The 19,647-nt window shown below is 39.7% G+C and carries 13 protein-coding genes and 1 pseudogene; 1 reads left to right on the forward strand and 13 read right to left on the reverse strand.

What is annotated here, in order from left to right; all coding sequences use genetic code 11:
* Positions 1 to 867, reverse strand: coding sequence for a hypothetical protein (locus tag H3302_RS11410; protein WP_074989025.1), 867 nt, complete (start codon positions 865 to 867; stop codon positions 1 to 3).
* 291 nt (positions 868 to 1,158) lie between these two features.
* Between H3302_RS11410 and H3302_RS11415 the strand changes: the two genes are divergently transcribed.
* Positions 1,159 to 1,848, forward strand: a complete 690-nt coding sequence (locus H3302_RS11415) for an alpha/beta fold hydrolase (protein WP_036966687.1) — start codon at positions 1,159 to 1,161, stop codon at positions 1,846 to 1,848.
* 148 nt (positions 1,849 to 1,996) lie between these two features.
* On the opposite strand, the gene H3302_RS11420 is transcribed toward H3302_RS11415, so the two are convergent.
* The 12 genes and pseudogenes from H3302_RS11420 to gcvP form a co-directional block, all read right to left on the reverse strand.
* On the reverse strand, positions 1,997 to 3,586 hold the full coding sequence (locus H3302_RS11420; protein WP_182395293.1) for a Na/Pi cotransporter family protein: 1,590 nt from the start codon (positions 3,584 to 3,586) through the stop codon (positions 1,997 to 1,999).
* Positions 3,587 to 3,960: 374 nt separating this feature from the next.
* Positions 3,961 to 5,511: a DNA polymerase gene (locus H3302_RS11425; protein WP_182395295.1), complete on the reverse strand. Its 1,551-nt coding sequence runs from the start codon at positions 5,509 to 5,511 to the stop codon at positions 3,961 to 3,963.
* Complete coding sequence (locus H3302_RS11430; protein ID WP_182395297.1) at positions 5,504 to 7,144, reverse strand: RNA-directed DNA polymerase; 1,641 nt, start codon at positions 7,142 to 7,144, stop codon at positions 5,504 to 5,506. Before H3302_RS11430 ends, H3302_RS11425 begins: the two co-directional genes overlap by 8 nt.
* A gap of 244 nt (positions 7,145 to 7,388) precedes the next feature.
* Positions 7,389 to 8,411 carry an ACR3 family arsenite efflux transporter gene (arsB, locus tag H3302_RS11435; protein ID WP_065978635.1) on the reverse strand — a complete coding sequence of 341 codons (1,023 nt, stop codon included), beginning with the start codon at positions 8,409 to 8,411 and terminating at the stop codon, positions 7,389 to 7,391.
* A 729-nt stretch (positions 8,412 to 9,140) separates the two neighbouring features.
* Positions 9,141 to 10,408 (reverse strand): annotated as a pseudogene (locus H3302_RS11440) (IS4 family transposase).
* A gap of 151 nt (positions 10,409 to 10,559) precedes the next feature.
* The gene (locus H3302_RS11445; protein WP_182395299.1) at positions 10,560 to 12,311 is read right to left on the reverse strand and encodes a hypothetical protein; all 1,752 of its coding nucleotides are present in this window, start codon (positions 12,309 to 12,311) and stop codon (positions 10,560 to 10,562) included.
* A gap of 310 nt (positions 12,312 to 12,621) precedes the next feature.
* The gene (locus H3302_RS11450; RefSeq protein ID WP_182395301.1) at positions 12,622 to 13,734 is read right to left on the reverse strand and encodes a hypothetical protein; all 1,113 of its coding nucleotides are present in this window, start codon (positions 13,732 to 13,734) and stop codon (positions 12,622 to 12,624) included.
* Complete coding sequence (locus H3302_RS11455; protein ID WP_173359072.1) at positions 13,727 to 14,329, reverse strand: pancortin-3; 603 nt, start codon at positions 14,327 to 14,329, stop codon at positions 13,727 to 13,729. The genes H3302_RS11450 and H3302_RS11455 overlap by 8 nt, the downstream gene beginning before the upstream one ends.
* 363 nt (positions 14,330 to 14,692) lie before the next feature.
* On the reverse strand, positions 14,693 to 15,349 hold the full coding sequence (locus H3302_RS11460; RefSeq protein WP_259369856.1) for a hypothetical protein: 657 nt from the start codon (positions 15,347 to 15,349) through the stop codon (positions 14,693 to 14,695).
* Positions 15,300 to 15,689, reverse strand: coding sequence for a mCpol domain-containing protein (locus tag H3302_RS11465; RefSeq protein ID WP_182395303.1), 390 nt, complete (start codon positions 15,687 to 15,689; stop codon positions 15,300 to 15,302). The genes H3302_RS11460 and H3302_RS11465 overlap by 50 nt, the downstream gene beginning before the upstream one ends.
* Before the next feature lie 297 nt (positions 15,690 to 15,986).
* Positions 15,987 to 16,145 carry a hypothetical protein gene (locus tag H3302_RS11470; RefSeq protein WP_182395305.1) on the reverse strand — a complete coding sequence of 53 codons (159 nt, stop codon included), beginning with the start codon at positions 16,143 to 16,145 and terminating at the stop codon, positions 15,987 to 15,989.
* 424 nt (positions 16,146 to 16,569) lie between these two features.
* Positions 16,570 to 19,458 (reverse strand): aminomethyl-transferring glycine dehydrogenase, encoded by a 2,889-nt coding sequence (gene gcvP / locus H3302_RS11475; RefSeq protein WP_036966657.1) that lies wholly within the window; start codon positions 19,456 to 19,458, stop codon positions 16,570 to 16,572.
* Positions 19,459 to 19,647 lie beyond the last annotated feature (189 nt).

Here is a 19,647-nt window from a genome sequence, read left to right on the forward strand (position 1 = left end):
CTAAATTCGATTTTTAATCATGTCTGGCAAGCCAAAACAATTGCGACGACTTTGCTGGTGGCTTAAAGGCTCACTGCCTTTCGTGCGTGATTTATCTGTAAACCACACCGTCCCAGCTAGCGACTGAGAGCTACAATTTAAAAAACCATCTGAACAGCTGTCTAACCAATTTTGTGTCACTTCAAGTGCCACTTGATTTTGGTATCCGCCGCAATAACTATCGCTATCCCACACAGCCGAATCAACATCACTGCCGACAACCGTTTCAAAACGAGATGGTAAACTTGGGCGGTTTGGTGTGCCGTACAACCACTGAGCGTTATACGATGCCATCCACGATACTTGTTGTTGTTTTACTGCATCGTTGCCATAGCCCAGTAACCAGCCTAAGCTTTGCTCAAACGAGTTGCCCGCAACAACCGCATCAGCCAACGGCGTACCACCACTTGATGGAGCCAGTGCAATAGTGCGCGTTACTTTATTTATAATATTTGGAAAACGGCTGTCCCATGTCGGGTTTGATAAAATCCAACGCACCACATTGCCACCGTTAGAATGAGTGATCAGTGTTAAGTCAGTAATATTTTTATTATTTATAAATGTGGTTAGCTGCCCAGCTAAACAGCCCGCGGCTCCATCGGCCCACATATACTGCTCAAAGTCACAATTGATCACCGTGTAGTTACTGGTGTTTGGTAAACCTTGGCGTACCGTATTAACAAAACTGCCTGTCCAATAGTCGTTATATGCATCTGTTTGCTGGCCTGTGCCGTGAACAAATGCAACCCCTTGCGCCGCAAACGCGCTGTGGCTCATACCCGCGGCCAGTACTAATGCCGGCACTAGTGAGAGTGTTTTTATTTTCATGTGTGTTCCTGTTGATTGTAATTATATCTATCAGGTTGGAGGAGTGACCTCCGATCAGAAAATAGACTAAACAGGTACGATTGCAAGAAAATATTTACAATTATTTAACTTTAGTGTTGTTTTTAAGTACAAATTATTAGGTTTTGGGAGGGAGGTTAGCGGTTAGCGGTTAGCAAAATAAAAAATCATGCATTGCATATTATGAAATAGTGCTGCTGCACGAAAGTACTATATCCAGCCCTGTTTAAATTTCATACGTTGTAAAGTAATTGTTAAACAGGAGAACACTCAATGAAACGCCTACTCACTTTATTTACCCTCTGCTTGGGTATGTGTACAACTGCTTTTGCAGCATGTCGAGATAATGTGGTACTGGTGCATGGCAACACTGCATCCCCCTCTAGCTGGAACAACACCATCAATGAATTAAAACGAAAAGGGTATGCTAGTAGTGAAATTTTCACCCCAGATTGGGGCTCAAAATCTTGCGCTAGTTGCAATGATCACAATGGCAGTGAAGAAACACCAGTACGCAACGCCATTCTTACGGCTATTAACCAATCATGCACAGGTCAGATTGATATTATTGGCCATTCAATGGGAGTCACACTGGCCGCACAACAAATTTATAAATTAGGCATGGCAGCATACGTTGATACCTTCGTTGGTGTAGCCGGTGCAGCTCGCGGCTTATTAAGCTGCGGCGTTTACCCGTACAACGTGTGGAATAGTACATGTGGTTACTATGGTTTGTCGGTGGGTAGCCCCTTACTCAACAGTATTTATGGCGAGGCATTGGGCGACAAAGTGTATTCTATAAAGAGTTACTCTGATCAAATCGTATGCTCAACGGGCACATGTTATGTGTACGGTATACACAGTAGCCGTTTATGGAATGAAAACGCCACTTACACTTATGTTTTAGGGCATTTTGGTTTGCAAACCGACACCTATGTAAAACAAGTAAGCTTAATTCAATAAAGCCAGATTCAAGCGTACAGAATATGCGCTCCGTACGCTTGAATACCCGCACTGTCAGCTTACTAATCAAAACACCTAAAGCAGTTAATACATACCCAAACATATGTCATTTATCAATTCACTCAACACAGCTAGAGTCATGTTTACACTATAATTCGGCATTTTTATGTGAATACATTTTATGTAAGTTCAATAGTTTATCTTTAAGTCGTTGCGAGTAAGTCACAAAATTTGTCAGCGCGCCAGCGTCTTTTCTATTGGTATCGGCGAGCAGCATTAACAACTTTCGCTGCGCTTGATTAAGGTGCAATTGCAGTGACTTCGCTGCTTTTTCTATTTCATCATTTTTAGGTTGATCAAGGTGCTCACTCGTATGGGTAAACAGGGTAAGCGTATCGCTCGAAAGTTCGCGGATCAAAATCAATATATCGCTTTTTAGCTCAATAAATTGCTCATTCATAATGCGTTTGCTTTCAAACAGATCGATGATGGAGTCGTGAATTTGAAACAAATAATCAAAGCGATTAATTTGCAGCATTAATTCTCGTGACTGCTCTTCATCATTGATTTTACTAACAATAGTCGTGAAATAAGTAATGTATTCCTTTTCAACAAAACTGGCATATTCCAAGCGCTTTTGCGCGGTGTCTTGAATACCCTTAAAGTTTGTCTCAAGGCTAAGCGTGACTTGGTTGTAATTCTCTTTCAAAAACTTAAGCAGTTGTTGGTTCCCCGACTCTAGTTTATCAACAACGTGCTGAAACTCTTCATCTTCTTGGTAGGTAGGTAACTCAAGACGTTCAAAATCCATTTTGCCTTCGCCAAGCAGAAAATCCACAAATCGCGTAAAAGGATTAAGAAAAAGAATAAAAACCAAGCTGGCAACCACATTAAAAATAAAATGAATATTCGCCAACGCAATTGCTGGCTCCATGGTGATTTCACTTAACTTATTACCAAACAGTAAAATGAAAGGCAGAAACAACAGCACCCCACCCACATTAAACAAAAAGTGACTAAGCGCGGCTTTTTTCGCGGCGATATCCATGCCAAACACCGCAATCATGGCTGTAGCCGTGGTGCCAATGTTCGCGCCCATAATAAGTGGCACGGCATTCTCAAGCCCCAAAATACCTTGTTGTGTAAATACGATTGCCAACCCCGTTGTTACCGAGCTCGACTGCACCATAGCAGTAAATACACAGCCCACTAAAATCGCGATAAGCGGATTTTGCGGCTGCGTTAAAATTTCAATTAATGCGGGGTTATTTTGCAGCGGCGCAAGTGACGAAGAAATCAGATTAAGGCTAAAAAACACAAAGCCGAAATAGAAAATAGCCTTTCCAAATATTGAAAAACGGTTACGAGTCAGCGACAGAAAAAAGCCAATAATAATGATCACAGGGGCAAACACAGTTAGCTTAAAAGCCACCAGCTGTGCCGTGATGGTGGTGCCCACGTTCGAACCGAAGATAATACCAACACTGTTTTTAAACGTTAACACCCCGGCATTTACCAGGCTAATAGTGATCACCGAGGTTGCAGAGCTCGATTGAATAAAAGCCGTCACCACCGCACCAATTAACACCCCAAAAATAGGAATATTCGTTGCGCGACTTAACGACTTACGAAAGTGCTCGCCAGATATATTCTCGATCTCCCGAGAAAAGTTCTCGAGACCAAAAATAAAAAGAATAATGGCGGTAAGCCCAGCCATGGCTATAGTAAGATTTTCCATTCGCTTATAAAGTACTGATATTATTAATCAACATCGATACAAAAAAGTATAGATTTGAGTACCTTATAGCGCAATGATCGAAAACAAACTAACTGGCTTTAGGGGCGAGCTGCGAGGAATGAGATTCGAGTCGTAGGAGGCGTTTTAACGCCGAACAAAAAAGGAGATATTAGATATCAGTCGTTAGAAGTCAGATGAATTGATCTGACCCCGATAAATTAGACATCGCGCGAAATAAATTTCACGCCTATAGTGCTAGGTGCTAGGTTTTGGATTGGTAAGGGGGAGGGAAAAGAGCATGAACCCGTTAATTCTGCAGCGCCGCCCTACCCTGAAGTCGGTTTTGGATAAAAAACTTTATCAAACAAACTAAGTTACTCTAAATAAAACGGTTCTTGAGAAGCTTTTCCATTGACTTTGTTCTCCAAAACTTCAGTCATAGTTAGTTCAAAAATATCAATTACAGATTTAGGATCAACTGTATTATTATATTGAAAAAGTACGGCGTCATGCATAGGAATAAGTATTTGAGCTCCACTTAAATTTGAAAGCTCCAGCAAAGCTTTTTTAAAGATGAAAGTTGCTGTACCTTGAATTACATGATTTACGGCCGATCTTTTTTCTTTCTCAGTTAATTCACCCTCAGAACCCCTATTTAAGAAATTGCCTGAGATTGAAGAAATACGACCATTATCAAAATATTCCCGATATATACTCTCTTTCCATTCCTCATACACCGTGAAATCTGCAAAATATTTTTGAGCAGCTTTCTTGTCTCCGCCATTAACTTCAACTGACTTAAGAATATTCTCCAAAGTCATCCCATATGTATAAGATAAAAATAAAACTTTCGCTTTTTTCCTTTTACCCTCATCACCAAAAATAGTTTTAGCACAATCAGCATAAGCATCTTTGTTTTCATAAATTTCCATCATCTTCGGATCAGAAGATAATGCTGCCATAATACCTACTTCAAACTGATCATAGTCAACATAACAAAGCTGAAACTCTTCATCTGCGATGAATATATCTCTGTATTTTTTAGAAATATTCTGTAAATTCGGAGAACGATGATAAATTCTTGAGGTTGTAGTCCAATAGGTTTCAACTATTGGCCTCAAACGATTGCTCCCTGATGAAATTGAATTAAAAATCCTATAACTCTTATTTAACTTTTGAAGCGTGCGTAAATCTTTGCCATATCCTGTCTTAGTTGGCAAAAAATCTAGTAGATATTCAGTACTATAATCTTGAACATTAAACCCTAAACTTGCTAATTTTTCTTTAATTTCACCATCATTTGGAATCGCATACATGACATTATGCTTCTCTGCAAATAACTTTAGATTCCTATAAAAGTCATACTTTAAAGTACATTTATGTTCTCTTAAACGGTCGTTATCAATTTTAATTCCTCTACAAGATGCTAACGTCAACTTATTATAAATAGGCAATTCCAACTGATAAAAACGCGTGCTTTCTCCAGCATTTAAGGCTTTATCTGAAACTAAACCAAAAAAATCTGCCAACTTGTGAGCAAATAGCATATACGCATCTAATTCTAAATTTTTACGCCTGTAGAAAATTTCCAGGTATTTATCAAAGTCAGCAACATCATTAAACAACGGCTTTATTGTTTGAGAAATATCCCAAGCCTGCACATCTCCTTGAGTAGATTTGTGTCCAGCAACTATTCTCGACAATAAAACGACATCTATTACTTTATTCGGAAGAGATTGATGCTTTTTGTAAATCGAACTAGAAATCAACCAATAATCATGTGTAACAATAACCCCCTCTATCAAAATGATCTCTTCTGACGACACCTCAGAGAAATCAATACCATCGTAAAGAAAATAACGATCTCCGCCCTTTTCAGAGAAATCTTTTTGATAAAGTAAAAAGTGCGTTTTCAGGTTACTCATAAGGCGATAACTCGTTATAGACCTCAGTAATAACTGTAGTATTAAAGTCTTTAAGATAAACAGTTTCTCCTGAGAAGTGCTTATTTTTCTTCATTCTTTTAACTGTTCCTTTTGTACGATAACCAATTTTGTCAAATATAGGCCTAAACTTCTTAGGTTCAGTCTCCTGTAATGCTATAAAGAAATACCTTTGATGTTGATAAGGCCATGACTCATTAAATAGTGGGATAAAGCTTTCAACTTCTTGCTCAAGGCCAATTGATGCAAGATAAATAAAACATGCTGGAGATTCTGGACTTTTAGCGTCTAAATTTACTAGATTTTTACAGTGCTCAACCAATGCTAATGACTTAAACTTTTTGTAAGCTAGAAGCATAATCAAGTGATAATTCTGCCACCCATGTATTGCTACATCTTTGTTTTTAATAAAATCTACGATATTTTCACACTGTAGATTAGATAGTTCTAAATCCATCAATAATTTACTGAACTGATCTGAAGATACCGCTTGATGCGGTAGCTCTGCTATCAAAGCATCAGCAATTTCACCGGCTAGAATTGATTTTGAATCAAAAATATTTGAACTGATTAATGTCTTAAATCGATTTATGCAGTATCTAAAAGGCCTACTTTGCGTTTCACCATCCTGGATTTGCTTTTGCAGAAATTGAAACAATATAGGAATGGAACGAGTAATTACTTTTTTACTCTTTGAGCGCCACATGGTATCAATAAGGATCATCGTTTCATCAGAACTTGGGAAAAACTCTTCTATATTTTTACTGTTATTGCTTAGTATTTCCGTTTTCTTGGAATTAATGTTTAAGCCTAATTTTCTCAGTTCAAAAATAAGATCATTAAGAGCTCTTTTTGCCTCAAATTCATCGCTACAAATGATCCTAATATCGTCGACATACCTAAAGTAGTCATATCCTTTATTGACCATGCTTTTATCGACGGCATCTAAAACAACATTTGCTATAAAAGATGAAGCATCGCGGTTTTGTGGTAAACCATGCCTGTCGTTGTAGCACCATTTTTGCAACAACACTTTCAAGGTATTAATGGCACTTCTAATATTGTTTTTCTCAGCCCCAGAGGCATCAATTTCAGACATCATTTCAATAAACGCATGCTCAATAGCTTCAATTGATATTTGTTCAAAATAATTTAACAGATCAGTTATGAGTAGCGTTTTATCGTCTTCAAGAGCTGTGTAACTGATATTTTCAAACGTATTCCAAAGCTCAATTCTGTGTTTAAAAAGATACTTTTCTCTACCATGCTTATTATAACGATGGCTAAACACTCTATGTGACAAAATTGGATCAAAAAATGGGATCAGATAAGTGCAAATAGCTTGGTAAAGAAATCTATCGTAGAAGTCTGTTTCCAGTGAATACCGAAGGCCTAAAGATCTTTTCGGTACATCGTACATAGTTCGATGGCCAGGCTTATATTCACCTTGATTTACTACCAAGTTTTTAGACAAGATCTCATGTAAATCTAGAGTATTCGAAAGTAAATCTTCATATCTAACGGTATCAAAAAACCAATCATCTTTAAGATCTTGACGGAGATGTTTTAATGTTGCTTTGTAATTAATTGGAAAAGCCAAAAGGTTCTCATCCATGAAATAATATCCCTTTATGTATGCGTAAGCCCTATATAACAGGAGCTCAGTTTTGTAGAGCCTCTAGTTAAATCATATCTTTACGATTTACATGATAACAAGTTGTTTTTTGTTTAATGTACAAATCCAAAGGGGTCAGGTCTATCTTTTTGACTTTACTCTAACCACTATAATTCTCTGTAGTATAAAATTTCGCTCAAAATAAATTTCACGTTTACAGTCTAGTTTAGGCGCTAAATCTCTATTATTCGGTAAACCAATGTTTAGTTTTATTCACAATAGCTACAAGAGAAAGCATAACGGGTACTTCAACAAGCACGCCAACCACCGTTGCTAATGCCGCACCAGAATGTAAGCCAAAAAGAGAAATAGCCACGGCTACCGCCAACTCAAAGAAATTTGAAGTGCCAATTAAACAAGCGGGTGCTGCAATGTTGTGTTTAAGCTTAAGTTTTACCGCAATAAAGTAAGCAATAATGAAAATGCCGTAGGTTTGAAGAATTAATGGAATAGCAATTAATACAATATTTAAAGGTTGCTCAATAATTGTATTCGCCTGAAAACCAAATAAAAGTACCACGGTTGCCAACAAGCCAATAACAGAAAACGGCTTTAACTTATCCAATAAGCCAGCAATAGACGCTTCGTCTCGCCCTGAACGATTAATACTTTTTCGTGTAAGTACACCCGCGATTAAAGGCAATAACACGTACAACACGACAGATATAAACAAGGTGCCCCACGGTACATGAATATCTGTCACACCGAGTAATAAACCAGCAATAGGAGCAAAAGCAAAAATCATGATGATATCGTTTACCGACACTTGTACTAAGGTGTAATTAGCATCGCCCTTTGTTAATTGCGACCACACAAACACCATTGCCGTACAAGGGGCTACCCCCAGTAAAATCATACCCGCAATATATTCTTGAGCCGTTTCCGGTGAAACAAAGTCGGCAAACAATCCTTCGAAAAACAGCCACCCTAATGCAGCCATAGAGAACGGCTTAATAAGCCAATTAATCACTAAAGTTAATACTAGGCCTTGCGGGTTTTTACCGACCTCTTTAATGGTTGAAAAGTCGACCTGCACCATCATTGGGTAAATCATCACCCAAATAAAAACAGCAACAACCACGTTGACATGTGCAACTTCGAGCTTTGCAATCGCTTCAAACAAAGGCGGATAAACAATGCCTAACGCAACCCCAGCGGCAATAGATATCGCGACCCACACAGATAAATAGCGCTCAAAGATTCCCATACTTACACTCCCTAGTTACAGTAGCTCGCCATTCGAGTTATGGCGTTTTACCCAGCATATTTTATAAAGCTAACTCATGTTCATTGAAGGTCGGTTTATTCACTACCGTATAAAAACAGTGTGTTTTAGGACTTCCCTATCTTCACTTAAAATTGATGTTAGACACCTATCCTAATTTGTCTACCTAGTATTTTGATATTTAATCGTTTTTATAACTTAAAACAAAATACTGAATAGCCCGTTGAGTTGCGCTTTACTCTGGGGAAAGAAATGGGGTCAAAAGAAATGGGGTCAGGTCTTGCTTTTTGACTTTACTCTAATTTACTCGCGAAATAAATTTCACGCCTACGGTATCGTGTTTAGCCTAAGCTATATGCAGGCACAAACTAGCTTATATACGCTTTCCCCTTGCTAACTCGCTAACTTGTGTTCTTAATCTGACTTCTGACGACTGATATCTAATAACTCTTTTTTCGGCGTTAAAACGCCTCCTACAACTCACATCTCGAAACTCGTTCCTCGTAACTTTCCCCTCGCAACTCGCTAACTTTCTCCAACAAAAAAGCCGTTGCATTGCTGCAACGGCTTTTTGGCATTTGAATTTAATCATGATCACATCAAATCTAGTTGGAAACTATTCAGCAATTTCAATATCTCTAAATCAATGAGTTAATAAAGTAAATCGAACAGATAAAGTTGGAAACTTCTGCCTAATTTGAGAATAACTTTCTAGCTCCAAAAGCCAATCATGTTGGAAACCGAACTGTTACTCACCACACCTAATCTAGAAAACCCTAATAATTCAGGTCTCCCAGCAGTGTGAACTAACTTGATGTATTCATGCATTGCCCAGCGTAAATGTTGCGTTGTTATTTGATAGTTTTCTCTTCGCCGTACCTCTTTCCCCAACATAACAATTGACATCAATGGCCGGTGCCGAATGGTGTTGGCCTGGAAGTGCTTTTTGCAAGCCTAGATGCAAGGCGATGATACCAATGAGCCATAAGGTAATTTCTGCCAGCATAGCGATGAGCAGCAACACATCTAGCTGCTTCGGACAACGGCTTTTGCAGTGCCTCAACCCTATGCCGTATTGTGGACTCTTCAAGTCTCGAAAAGTCTCTTCAATTTGCATTCGCTTAGCGTAGAGCTTTGTGATTTGGACTGAGTTGAAATGGTTAGGCGGTAAGTTGGTTGCCAATAACCACAGCTTTTACTGCTTCTTCCATATCTTGCTTGAGCGGTATGGTTTCTTCCTGCTTTAGATGAACGGCGGTCTTTACGACCTTTTTCTTTCGCTTTGTACAGGTGTAAATGACAGGGCAATGGGCTTTTCTTGGCGAGGTTAACACGGCCGATATATTTGGCTTTGTTTGTCGCTGTTAGGTAAAGCGACTTATTGGAGTGCCATTGAGGCGTTCCAACATGCTGATAACTGATGTCACTACGAACACGCCCTAACCAAAACCAGCCGTGACTAGCGACTTGGGCGAACCAAGTATTGCGATAACCAGCATCGGTGACGATTAGCGGGCAGCAGCTATTCGGAAGCACCTTTGCCAATTCAGCCAGAAAAGTATTGTGGCTGCGAGGTGCATTGTAATCTTTGAACTCAAAAGTACGCTCATAAAGGGTCACGCTGCGTCCTTGAACACTAATGGAGGCACGCAATATCATTAAACTTAGTGCTCTCTCACATCGGCCCAATCGACAAGCACAATAGGTATAGGGTTAGCACCGCAAAGGTGCATTGCATGCCATCGATATATCGTCAATCGGTCGTTATTGATGTGGCAATTACCAAGCAAGAGGTCAATGCGTTTGATAGTGTGTTTAGGCGCAACAATGCCAAAGATATTACGGCCCAGTTGGGTCAAAGAGAGTTGAGCACCATCTAGTAATGATTTAGTGGCAACCATAAGAGAATTAAGACGTTTTTTGTGGATGGAAGCGCATTGATTGTTAAGAGAGTCATGTAGTATCGTAATGTCACGCATGGTGTTGTTCTAGTTTGTTTTTGGCGAAATTGATTAGATCAAACAACACCATGCGTATCTACTAATTGATTGTAAAAGGAATTATCAGGGGATTCCCTAGATCAAAGTATCCTGTTTGATTACAGCAGAACATAAAATCAAGCATGAAATTCTAAATCAAAGGCATGTCTACATGGGTAGTAGTACCACGATGTTTTACTTTCAGTTGCATCACTGAGTTAATGTAAGCACCAAGGTCTGGCCCAATAGATGTTTTCTCCTCATCATTGCCTGAATAGGCTGCAATTGCAGCTACAGTGTCATGAAGCATGAATGATTTACGATTTTCGACTCCATTTGTTGCTCCCTGCTTCCAGTATGTTTTTGCACCCTGCATTAGGTTGCGGAACAAGTTCCACTCATAGAAATAAATTCCGTCGAATTCGTAAAAATTCAAGAATGGTAGATTATGCAAAAATACAAAGTGAGAGTTTTCTTTCGTGGCTCTCTCCAACCCTTTATATTTCTGATGATTTAGCTTTTGTCGGATACTCGGATGATTGAAATTATCCTTAAAAATCCTTAATTGACGTTCGTAGTCTTTTAGTATGCCAGTATTCAGCTCCCAGTAACGTTCTGAGTAAAACTTAGGCAACCATTTGGTTCGATACTTTACCTGTACAAAATAAAACTGATTAAAGGATTTATCTTCTATAACCAAGTCAATATCGTAACCTTTAACTTCGGCATTATTATTAGGGCTTATACTGGGATATACATGATATCTAGCTGGATCGAGACTTTGCACATATCGAAAGATGTAATCCTTTTCAAAGATATCCCCAAACTTTATTAGGTCCTTCTTCACATCGGCATCTCTAGTGAGCAGCTTGGAAGAATTATAGGCAACATGTCGAGTTGCTAGTTTGAACTCTAAATTGCCGGATTTAAAAGATTTACCATCAAAAGTTAACGCACTAAAATGTTTGCCTTCTAGTGTATTCAGCTCCCTTAAGTTATTGATGATAATTGACATTGAGTCAGAACGGCAGAGCTTGTTCTCAATAAAAAACGTAGCCGGTACATCAAAATCTCTCAGCTTAAAACATTCGGCAAATGTAAGAATGGCGACACACTCCCTCATAAACCTGTAGTGCTTGGATGACTTGACTTCATCAGATATGTATCTCGTCTTAATGGACAAAACCTTATCGAATACTTCATCTATCAGATGACTGGCTAATTCTGGCGGTGTATAGCGGAGGTTCATCCATGACGTAGCCTGATACAGATTAAAACAGTCTGACTTATTGGATTTATCTTCTAGCAGCTCTGAAATTCCATGTGCTTCACGATAATGATGTGCGGCATCATTTAATTCGAGTTGGAAACCACCTTTTAGCTTTTGAACACATAAATAACCAGCTTTAATGAATGCATATATCTCACTAAGTATCATGGCTGAAACCACTAAAGAGCTATCAACCAACAAAAAGTGCTCTCTCTTAATTTTATAGCGCTCAGAAAGCCTATCGACTTGGTAACTGAAAGAGACAACTATTTGATCATCAATGTATTTCAAGATTGCGTGCTTATACGTCTGATTAGAAGCATCCTCATTGCTTACTGCAACGATGATACGCAAATAGTCCTTAAGCTTACTGAGAAATCGAGCATCATCACCATCGTACTGTTGGTTAGGCGGATTTTTTAAGAGAGAGCATATTTGCTGTTCAGCTTGAACGAGTATATCGAACAGGAATTCTTCGAATTCCTCCACATCTGTCTTGTTCTGGAACAAAAGATTTCGACAAAAATCAATGGCTCTTAAAAAAGGGCTAGAGGAGACACCGAGAACACTCTTGTGCTTAATAGGATCTAAAGCAAAATTTATGTGTTCGTCATCTAATCCGTGATAAATCAAAGTATTACTCCATAACTAAAGACTGCATAATTACATCCCCACTATCAGCTGCATGCTTTGAATTAGTGACGACTTGAACGCTGAAAATCAATTAAAAATTTTCTCTCCAATTACCCTGCTTACCTTAAAAGGCTCATTTCCTATTATCAGATATCCATTTAACAGACATCAGGAGATCCCATATCTAAGCCAAAAACACCTATGACGAAAAAATGGGGAGAGCGCTCTCTCCTCGTTTAAGGAGCTATATGAAGCGCATTAGCACCGATAAAGATATCCATAATTACCATCACATATCAGTGATATTGCATTATAGATAAACATGCTTTTGCGTTAGTGCATTAGAATCATAATGAGTTGTGGCAAACGGCCTCAAGCTATTAAAAATAGTCTTAGCTAAATCATCAACTTCGCTATATAAAATTTGCAAGGCTTCTAATTTACCTTCCTCATTGAAAACTTTGCGGCTACCATCTGGAACCATAATTTGATCTCTGAGCACTTCTGATGCTACAAGCAATGATAAATGTGATCGTAAGCGCTCTACTAACGCCAGCGACATGTAAGATGGACAGCTAAGTTGTTCATTCATTGCATATGCAATCGCAGTTAAGTCATAACTGGATAAACGCTTAGCCTTGTTCTTTTTATAATCTGGCATATCGGCTACTAAGTTCTTCATTAACCGAGTTACTTTTTTTAGATTTCCAGAATATAGCGAATCTTTATCATTTACTTTTTTAATATGCATAAATGGCTTATTGCCAATCAATGCATGGTCTGCCTTATGATAAACTTGGACTTCTTTATCATGCTTTTGTCTACCGCGTTGATAATCATGTGTGTGATACCAACATGCAGGAACAATATCTACTTTTCTCTTAAGGCTACCACCGCTTAGAGCGATGGATTTATTTCCCGAACAATCAACCGTGGCTTCATAATACCGTGATGTTAACTTTTCCTCTGATTTTAGTCTTAGTTCTTTTATTATCTCTTTCATGGGCCGTTGATCAGACGCAACACATTGTGAACCGTCAAGCTTCGGAGTTTGAACTAATACAATATCATCTTTTAAGATGAGCATGTCTACGTCAGAATGGCCTTCAATATGTATATCAAGAGCTACAGAGCCTTGAACTTCCTTCACGGCTTGGATTCCTGCACTAGCTAACATGGAAATTAAAGTATCCGCGACACGCTCACCCTCCTGAATTGAAATTCGGGTTGAATTATTGTCAACTGCTGCCATAGCTCCTATTGCGTATTTTATTGAGGCGCTTTCAGTTAATTGTTCATAACTCTCTCTAGTCCTAAAATCACGACTGTCATACTGAGAAAGGTTATTTTCAAGCAATATCCGTTCACGGGTTCCTTGTCTGCGGTCTTTTAAGCTTTTTAGTCTATTGTCAAAATTAATCATGTTGCTCTCTACTTAAATCCATCTTACCGAAAGTACGTCTGCCATTGCTGTTGAAATAAGCCGCAGTACCGCTAGTTAGCTCTTTGTTAAGCAAAATTTCACAATAACCTTTGTGTGAATTAAGCTCGTGAAATTGATCTATATTTGGATTATTGTTGTAGCTATAACTCAGTAACCAACCACCTCGACTACCATTAGCTTTTGCTAATGTTGCGGTATAGCTCTCACTGGAACTTTTACTGGTCTTTAAACAGATAACCATTTTTTCCCAAGTTTGCTCAACATCTATCTCTGCTTCCCATTCATACTTACTGTTTCCATCCTCATCAAGAGTTGTTCCTTTGACCTTCCAAACGCCTGTTAGGTCAGGGATACTAAAAAACGGAATTTTCCAAGCATACTTATTGAACAACCAGTGTAATGCGAAGTAGACAATACCTGTCGTGATAGCAACGCTTGTTACCGCCTGAAATCCCGTTAATTGATGCAAGTAACTAATAAGACTCGAAATTGCCCCAGTAATAACAACCGAGGAAACTCCTAACCACCTACCTATAGTGGCTCTACTGTGACCAAATACTGCGTAATCGTGCATATTATCCCTTTGTTCCAAATATCATTTGATCAATATTTGAGCGAACCATATGTTTTTCAAGAGGTTAATTGCAATAATTTTACGAGGAAGGTTAATGGGCTAAAAGTAGAGTGATTTTGGTACTCTTTGACGTTTTTATAGCGGAGATTATGATGTGCTGAATGCATAAGCAATTGATAAAATGGCTATCTAATGTGTGAATTAAGTAGCCATATTTTGACTTAATAGCCCGAACGGAATTCAGCTTTTCATTTAGCTTTCTTCTGGAGTGACTAATTGCAGGTTATAGCGAAAGCGTGTTTTGTGCCAGATAATTCATGCACAGCGCAAGACGCGAGCCTGAAACCCTCTATCAGGCTCATTTCAATAAAAGGAAACATCTTTGTTTGAGTTTGTACATACTTGGGTCAATCGAATCCTTCCAATTGTTTTTCTATCTGTATAATAAATTCCGGATAACTCGTATTTCTTATTTTTTTTATCGCCAACTGTTCGGATATCGAACAACGTAGATCCATTATAGGAATGCCATTCAGGATTTTTAGGGGTTGAACGATATACGTAATATAGCTTTCTTTGGCCTTGCTCAATTGTTGGTGTTGTCTCTAAGGTTATTGATTTTGTAGTTTCACCATGCATATCAACTTGTGTTGCAAGTAAGGATTGTCGAATAACAGCTCTTGCGACTAGATTACTACCATCTTCTAAAGTTATCTCACCCTCCCATGTTCCATTTAAATCAGGATACATTGACTTGTCAAACCATGATAGAACTGCCCATACCTTTCTAGACACAAATGATGTCAGTAATAACATCACTAAAACGGTACTTACAATTGATGATATGGTTACAACCTTAAACAGAGAAAACTGTGGAAACCAATATGTTTGAATAAGTGAATATATACCCATGCTCAACACAACGGTTGCAAAAGCTATATATTTAAGAAGGAGATCAAATCTTACTATCCTAAACACATTCAACTCCGCCTTCACCTGCTGACAATACAGAATAGTCATGAAGGCAATTCTTTCCGTTACATTTAGCAAATGTTAGGGCCATGTATGACTCCCTTAAACTTGCTCCCAATCCAGCTGAAAAAGTTATTCCTTGAGGAGCTAATTTTTGTATCTCGTCAAAGATCTTAGATATATCAACATCTTTATCAATAGATGCTACAACTCCATCAGCAGCACAAAAAATCACCTTAAATTCATTCCCATCTAATAACTCAGCAATTTCTTTTGTGGAGTCCTTTAGCAATTGGCTTAGCTGAGAAAGACCTTTTTCATTGTTACTTAAATATAGTGACGTAATCTTACGGCCTACGTCATCTCCATCAATTGAAATATATTTCAAGACAATCCTCTATTTTCTATTAACCAAAGTCCTAACACCACACACTGCGGCAATTTTGGAGCGCAACGGAAAAATTTTACGGCAGCAATGCCTTTTGTTTGATCTTTCCTCAAATAACCAGACACACAATAATGTTTTTTTTCACTGTAGTATCGTGTTTATGTCATTAATAATGGAAAAAAGCACTATTGAGAAATCGTAAGCTCCAACTCATTGAAGATGATCATATCAGCGAGAGATTTTTTATAAACTTCTTTTCGACGAGTAATTTCGGCTACTAGTTACTAATTTTTAAGATTAGCTTTCAGTTGGGCTAGGCTTAAAAGTTGCCGCAAGCTCTTCATTGCTAACATTAAAAAGACGTAGTGCCGCACGAGTAGAAGATGGCGATTCAATACGAGCAAACAACTCTTCAAATTGCATTGCCTTTCTGCGTTTTTCAAGTTGTTCTATCAAAGCAGACTCACCGTACTGATAAACATCAGGAATATTGAGGTTGATGACTTTGTCTAAGAAGCGCTGACCCGAGAATGTTTGGGGTCAGGTCTTTCTTTTTGACTTTACTCGACTTACCATAATTCTCTGCGATCAAAAAACTTCGCGCGAAATAAATTTCACGCCTACGGTAGCGTGTTTAGCCTTAGCTATGTGTAGGCACAAACTAGCTTCTTTACGCTTTCCCCTCGCTAACTTATATTCTTAATCTGACTTCTGACGACTGATATCTAATAACTCTTTTTTCGGCGTTAAAACGCCTCCTACAACTCACATCTCGAAACTCGTTCCTCGTAACTTTCCCCTCGCAACTCGCTAACTTTCTCCAACAAAAAAGCCGTTGCATTGCTGCAACGGCTTTTTGGCATTTGAATTTAATCAAAACTTAGTCACGGTATGTCTCAACCGCAGGGCATGAACAAACTAGGTTACGGTCGCCGTATACGTCATCGATACGCGTTACTGTAGGCCAGAATTTGTCTTTTGCTACGCTTGGTACTGGGAATGCTGCGTAGAAACGGTCGTATGCACGGTCCCACTCATTGCCTAGTACGTCAGCTTGTGTGTGCGGTGCAAACACTAGCGGGTTGTTTTCAATTGACCATTCGCCAGATGCGATACGGTCGATTTCTGACTTGATTGACACCATGGCTTCGATGAAACGGTCGATCTCAACTTTAGACTCAGACTCAGTTGGCTCAATCATCAGTGTGCCAGCTACTGGGAATGACATAGTTGGTGAATGGAAGCCGTAGTCTTGAAGACGTTTAGCTACGTCCATTTCTGTCACGCCTGTTTGCTCTTTAAGTGGGCGTAAGTCAACAATACACTCGTGCGCAACGCGGTTGTTACGGCCACGGTATAAAATTGGGTAGTGCTCGCTTAGCTTCTCTGATAAGTAGTTAGCGTTCACGATAGCCATTTCTGTTGCTTGTTTTAAGCCTTCAGAGCCCATCATGGCAATGTATGCCCACGAGATTGGTAAAATTGCTGCTGAGCCGTAAGGGGCTGCAGAAACCGCGCCGTTACCAATGTTTGTGCCAGCAACGTTAATTACGCTGTGGTTAGGCATAAATGGCGCTAGGTGAGATTTAACACCGATTGGGCCAACACCTGGACCACCACCACCGTGTGGAATACAGAATGTTTTGTGTAGGTTAAGGTGCGATACGTCAGAACCGATTGAACCTGGGCTTGTAACACCTACTTGCGCGTTCATGTTTGCGCCGTCCATGTACACTTGACCGCCGTGCTGATGCACGATGTCACAGATTTCACGAATTGTTTCTTCGTAAACGCCGTGTGTAGATGGGTATGTGATCATGATACACGATAGGTTTTCAGATACCTCTTCGGCTTTCGCTTTAAGGTCTGCCATATCAACGTTACCGTTTTTATCACAGTCAACAACCACGATTTTCATGCTTGCCATTTGTGCAGACGCTGGGTTTGTACCGTGCGCTGAACTTGGGATCAAACATACGTTACGGTGACCTTCACCGCGTGACTCGTGGTATTTACGAATAGCGATTAAGCCTGCGTATTCACCTTGTGCACCTGAGTTAGGTTGCAGTGAAACGGCATCGTAACCTGTGATGTTTACTAACCAATCATGTAACTCAGTCATCATGATTTGGTAACCCGCTGCCTGATCAAGTGGGCAGAATGGGTGTAGGTTTGCAAACTCAGGCCAAGTGATTGGGATCATCTCTGCTGTCGCATTAAGTTTCATGGTACATGAACCTAATGAGATCATTGAGTGGTTAAGCGCTAAATCTTTGTTTTCTAGACGCTTGATATAACGCAACATTTCAGTCTCGCTGTGGTACGAGTTGAAGTTAGGGTGCGTTAGAATTTCGTCATCGCGTACTAGGCTTGCAGGAATTGAGTTGCTGCCATTTACTTCGATTTCGTTCGCAAGTGCGTCAACGCTTAGGCCGTGGTCGTCACCTAAAATGATGTCGAATAGCTCTGCTACGTCTGCACGCGTTGTTGTTTCTGATACAGAAATTGAGTATTCACCCGCACGGTTTGACGCAAAGTTAACGCCATTTGCTACTGCGCGTGCAACAACGTCGTCTTTGTTGTCTGCAACAACGGTAATGGTGTCGAACCATGTGTCGTGCTTAAGGTTTACGCCTTTCGCTTTTAAGCCAGTCGCTAAAATATCAGCAAAACGGTGAATACGCTGAGCGATTGTTTTAAGGCCTTCTGGACCATGGTAAACCGCGTAGAACGCAGCCATGTTCGCGAGTAATACTTGCGCTGTACAAATGTTTGAGTTGGCTTTTTCACGACGAATGTGTTGTTCACGTGTTTGCATTGCCATACGTAGTGCGTCGTTACCTAAACGGTCTTTAGATACACCGATAATACGACCCGGTAATGAACGCTTGTACTTGTCGCGTGTTGCAAAGAATGCAGCGTGTGGACCACCGTAACCCATAGGTACACCAAAACGCTGTGCTGAACCAAGTACTACGTCTGCGCCAAGTTTACCCGGTGCTTTAAGTAGTAATAAGCTCATGATGTCTGCGGCAACACAGGCAATTGCTTTTTTGCTTTGAACACCAGCGATTAAATCAGTTACGTCTGTAATTTCACCCGTTGTTGATGGGTATTGGAATAACGCACCAAAAATGTCGTGGTCTAGCGCTTCTGCCGCTTTACCTACGATAACGTCAAAACCGAACTGCTCTGCACGTGTCGCAACAACGTCGATTGTTTGTGTGTGTACGTCATCAGCGATGAAGAATGCATTTGATTTTGATTTAGCAACACGCTTTGCAAGGCCCATTGCTTCAGCCGCAGCTGTAGATTCGTCAAGTAACGATGCGCTTGCAAGGTCAAGACCAGTTAGGTCTAGGGTCATAGTCTGGAAGTTTAATAATGATTCTAAACGACCTTGTGCAATCTCTGGTTGGTATGGTGTATACGCCGTGTACCAGCCTGGGTTCTCTAGTACGTTACGTAAAATTACGTGTGGTACGTGAGTTGGGTGGTAGCCTTGACCAATGTAAGATTTGAACACTTTATTTTTGCTTGCTACAGATTTTAAGTAGCTTAGTGTTTCAACTTCAGTGCGGCTTTCGCCAATTGATAAACCTTGCTCTAAGCGAATGCTTGCAGGTACCGTTTGACCGATCAGCTCTTCAACACTCGATACTCCAAGAGCGCTCAGCATGTCGCTTACTTGCGCTGGGCTTGGCCCAATGTGACGGCGAATAAAATCTTGCTTCTGCTCTAATTGTTCAAGAGATTTGGCGTTTGACATTTGTCCAGATTCCTATGATCCAAAAAAAAGTGGTTACTGCCAATGGGTAACTGGCAATAACTTAAAAACAGGGTGATTCAATAACTTACAGCGTATGGAAAGGTAAGCTATAAAATCATAAAAGCCCCTATGAAACCCAAGCTACGCATTTAATTAGCTGGGGATCTAGACGGGGCTTTTAGTCGGCGT

It is taken from the genome of Pseudoalteromonas sp. MT33b (genome assembly GCF_014117385.1).
In the GTDB taxonomy this organism is placed as follows: domain Bacteria; phylum Pseudomonadota; class Gammaproteobacteria; order Enterobacterales; family Alteromonadaceae; genus Pseudoalteromonas; species Pseudoalteromonas lipolytica.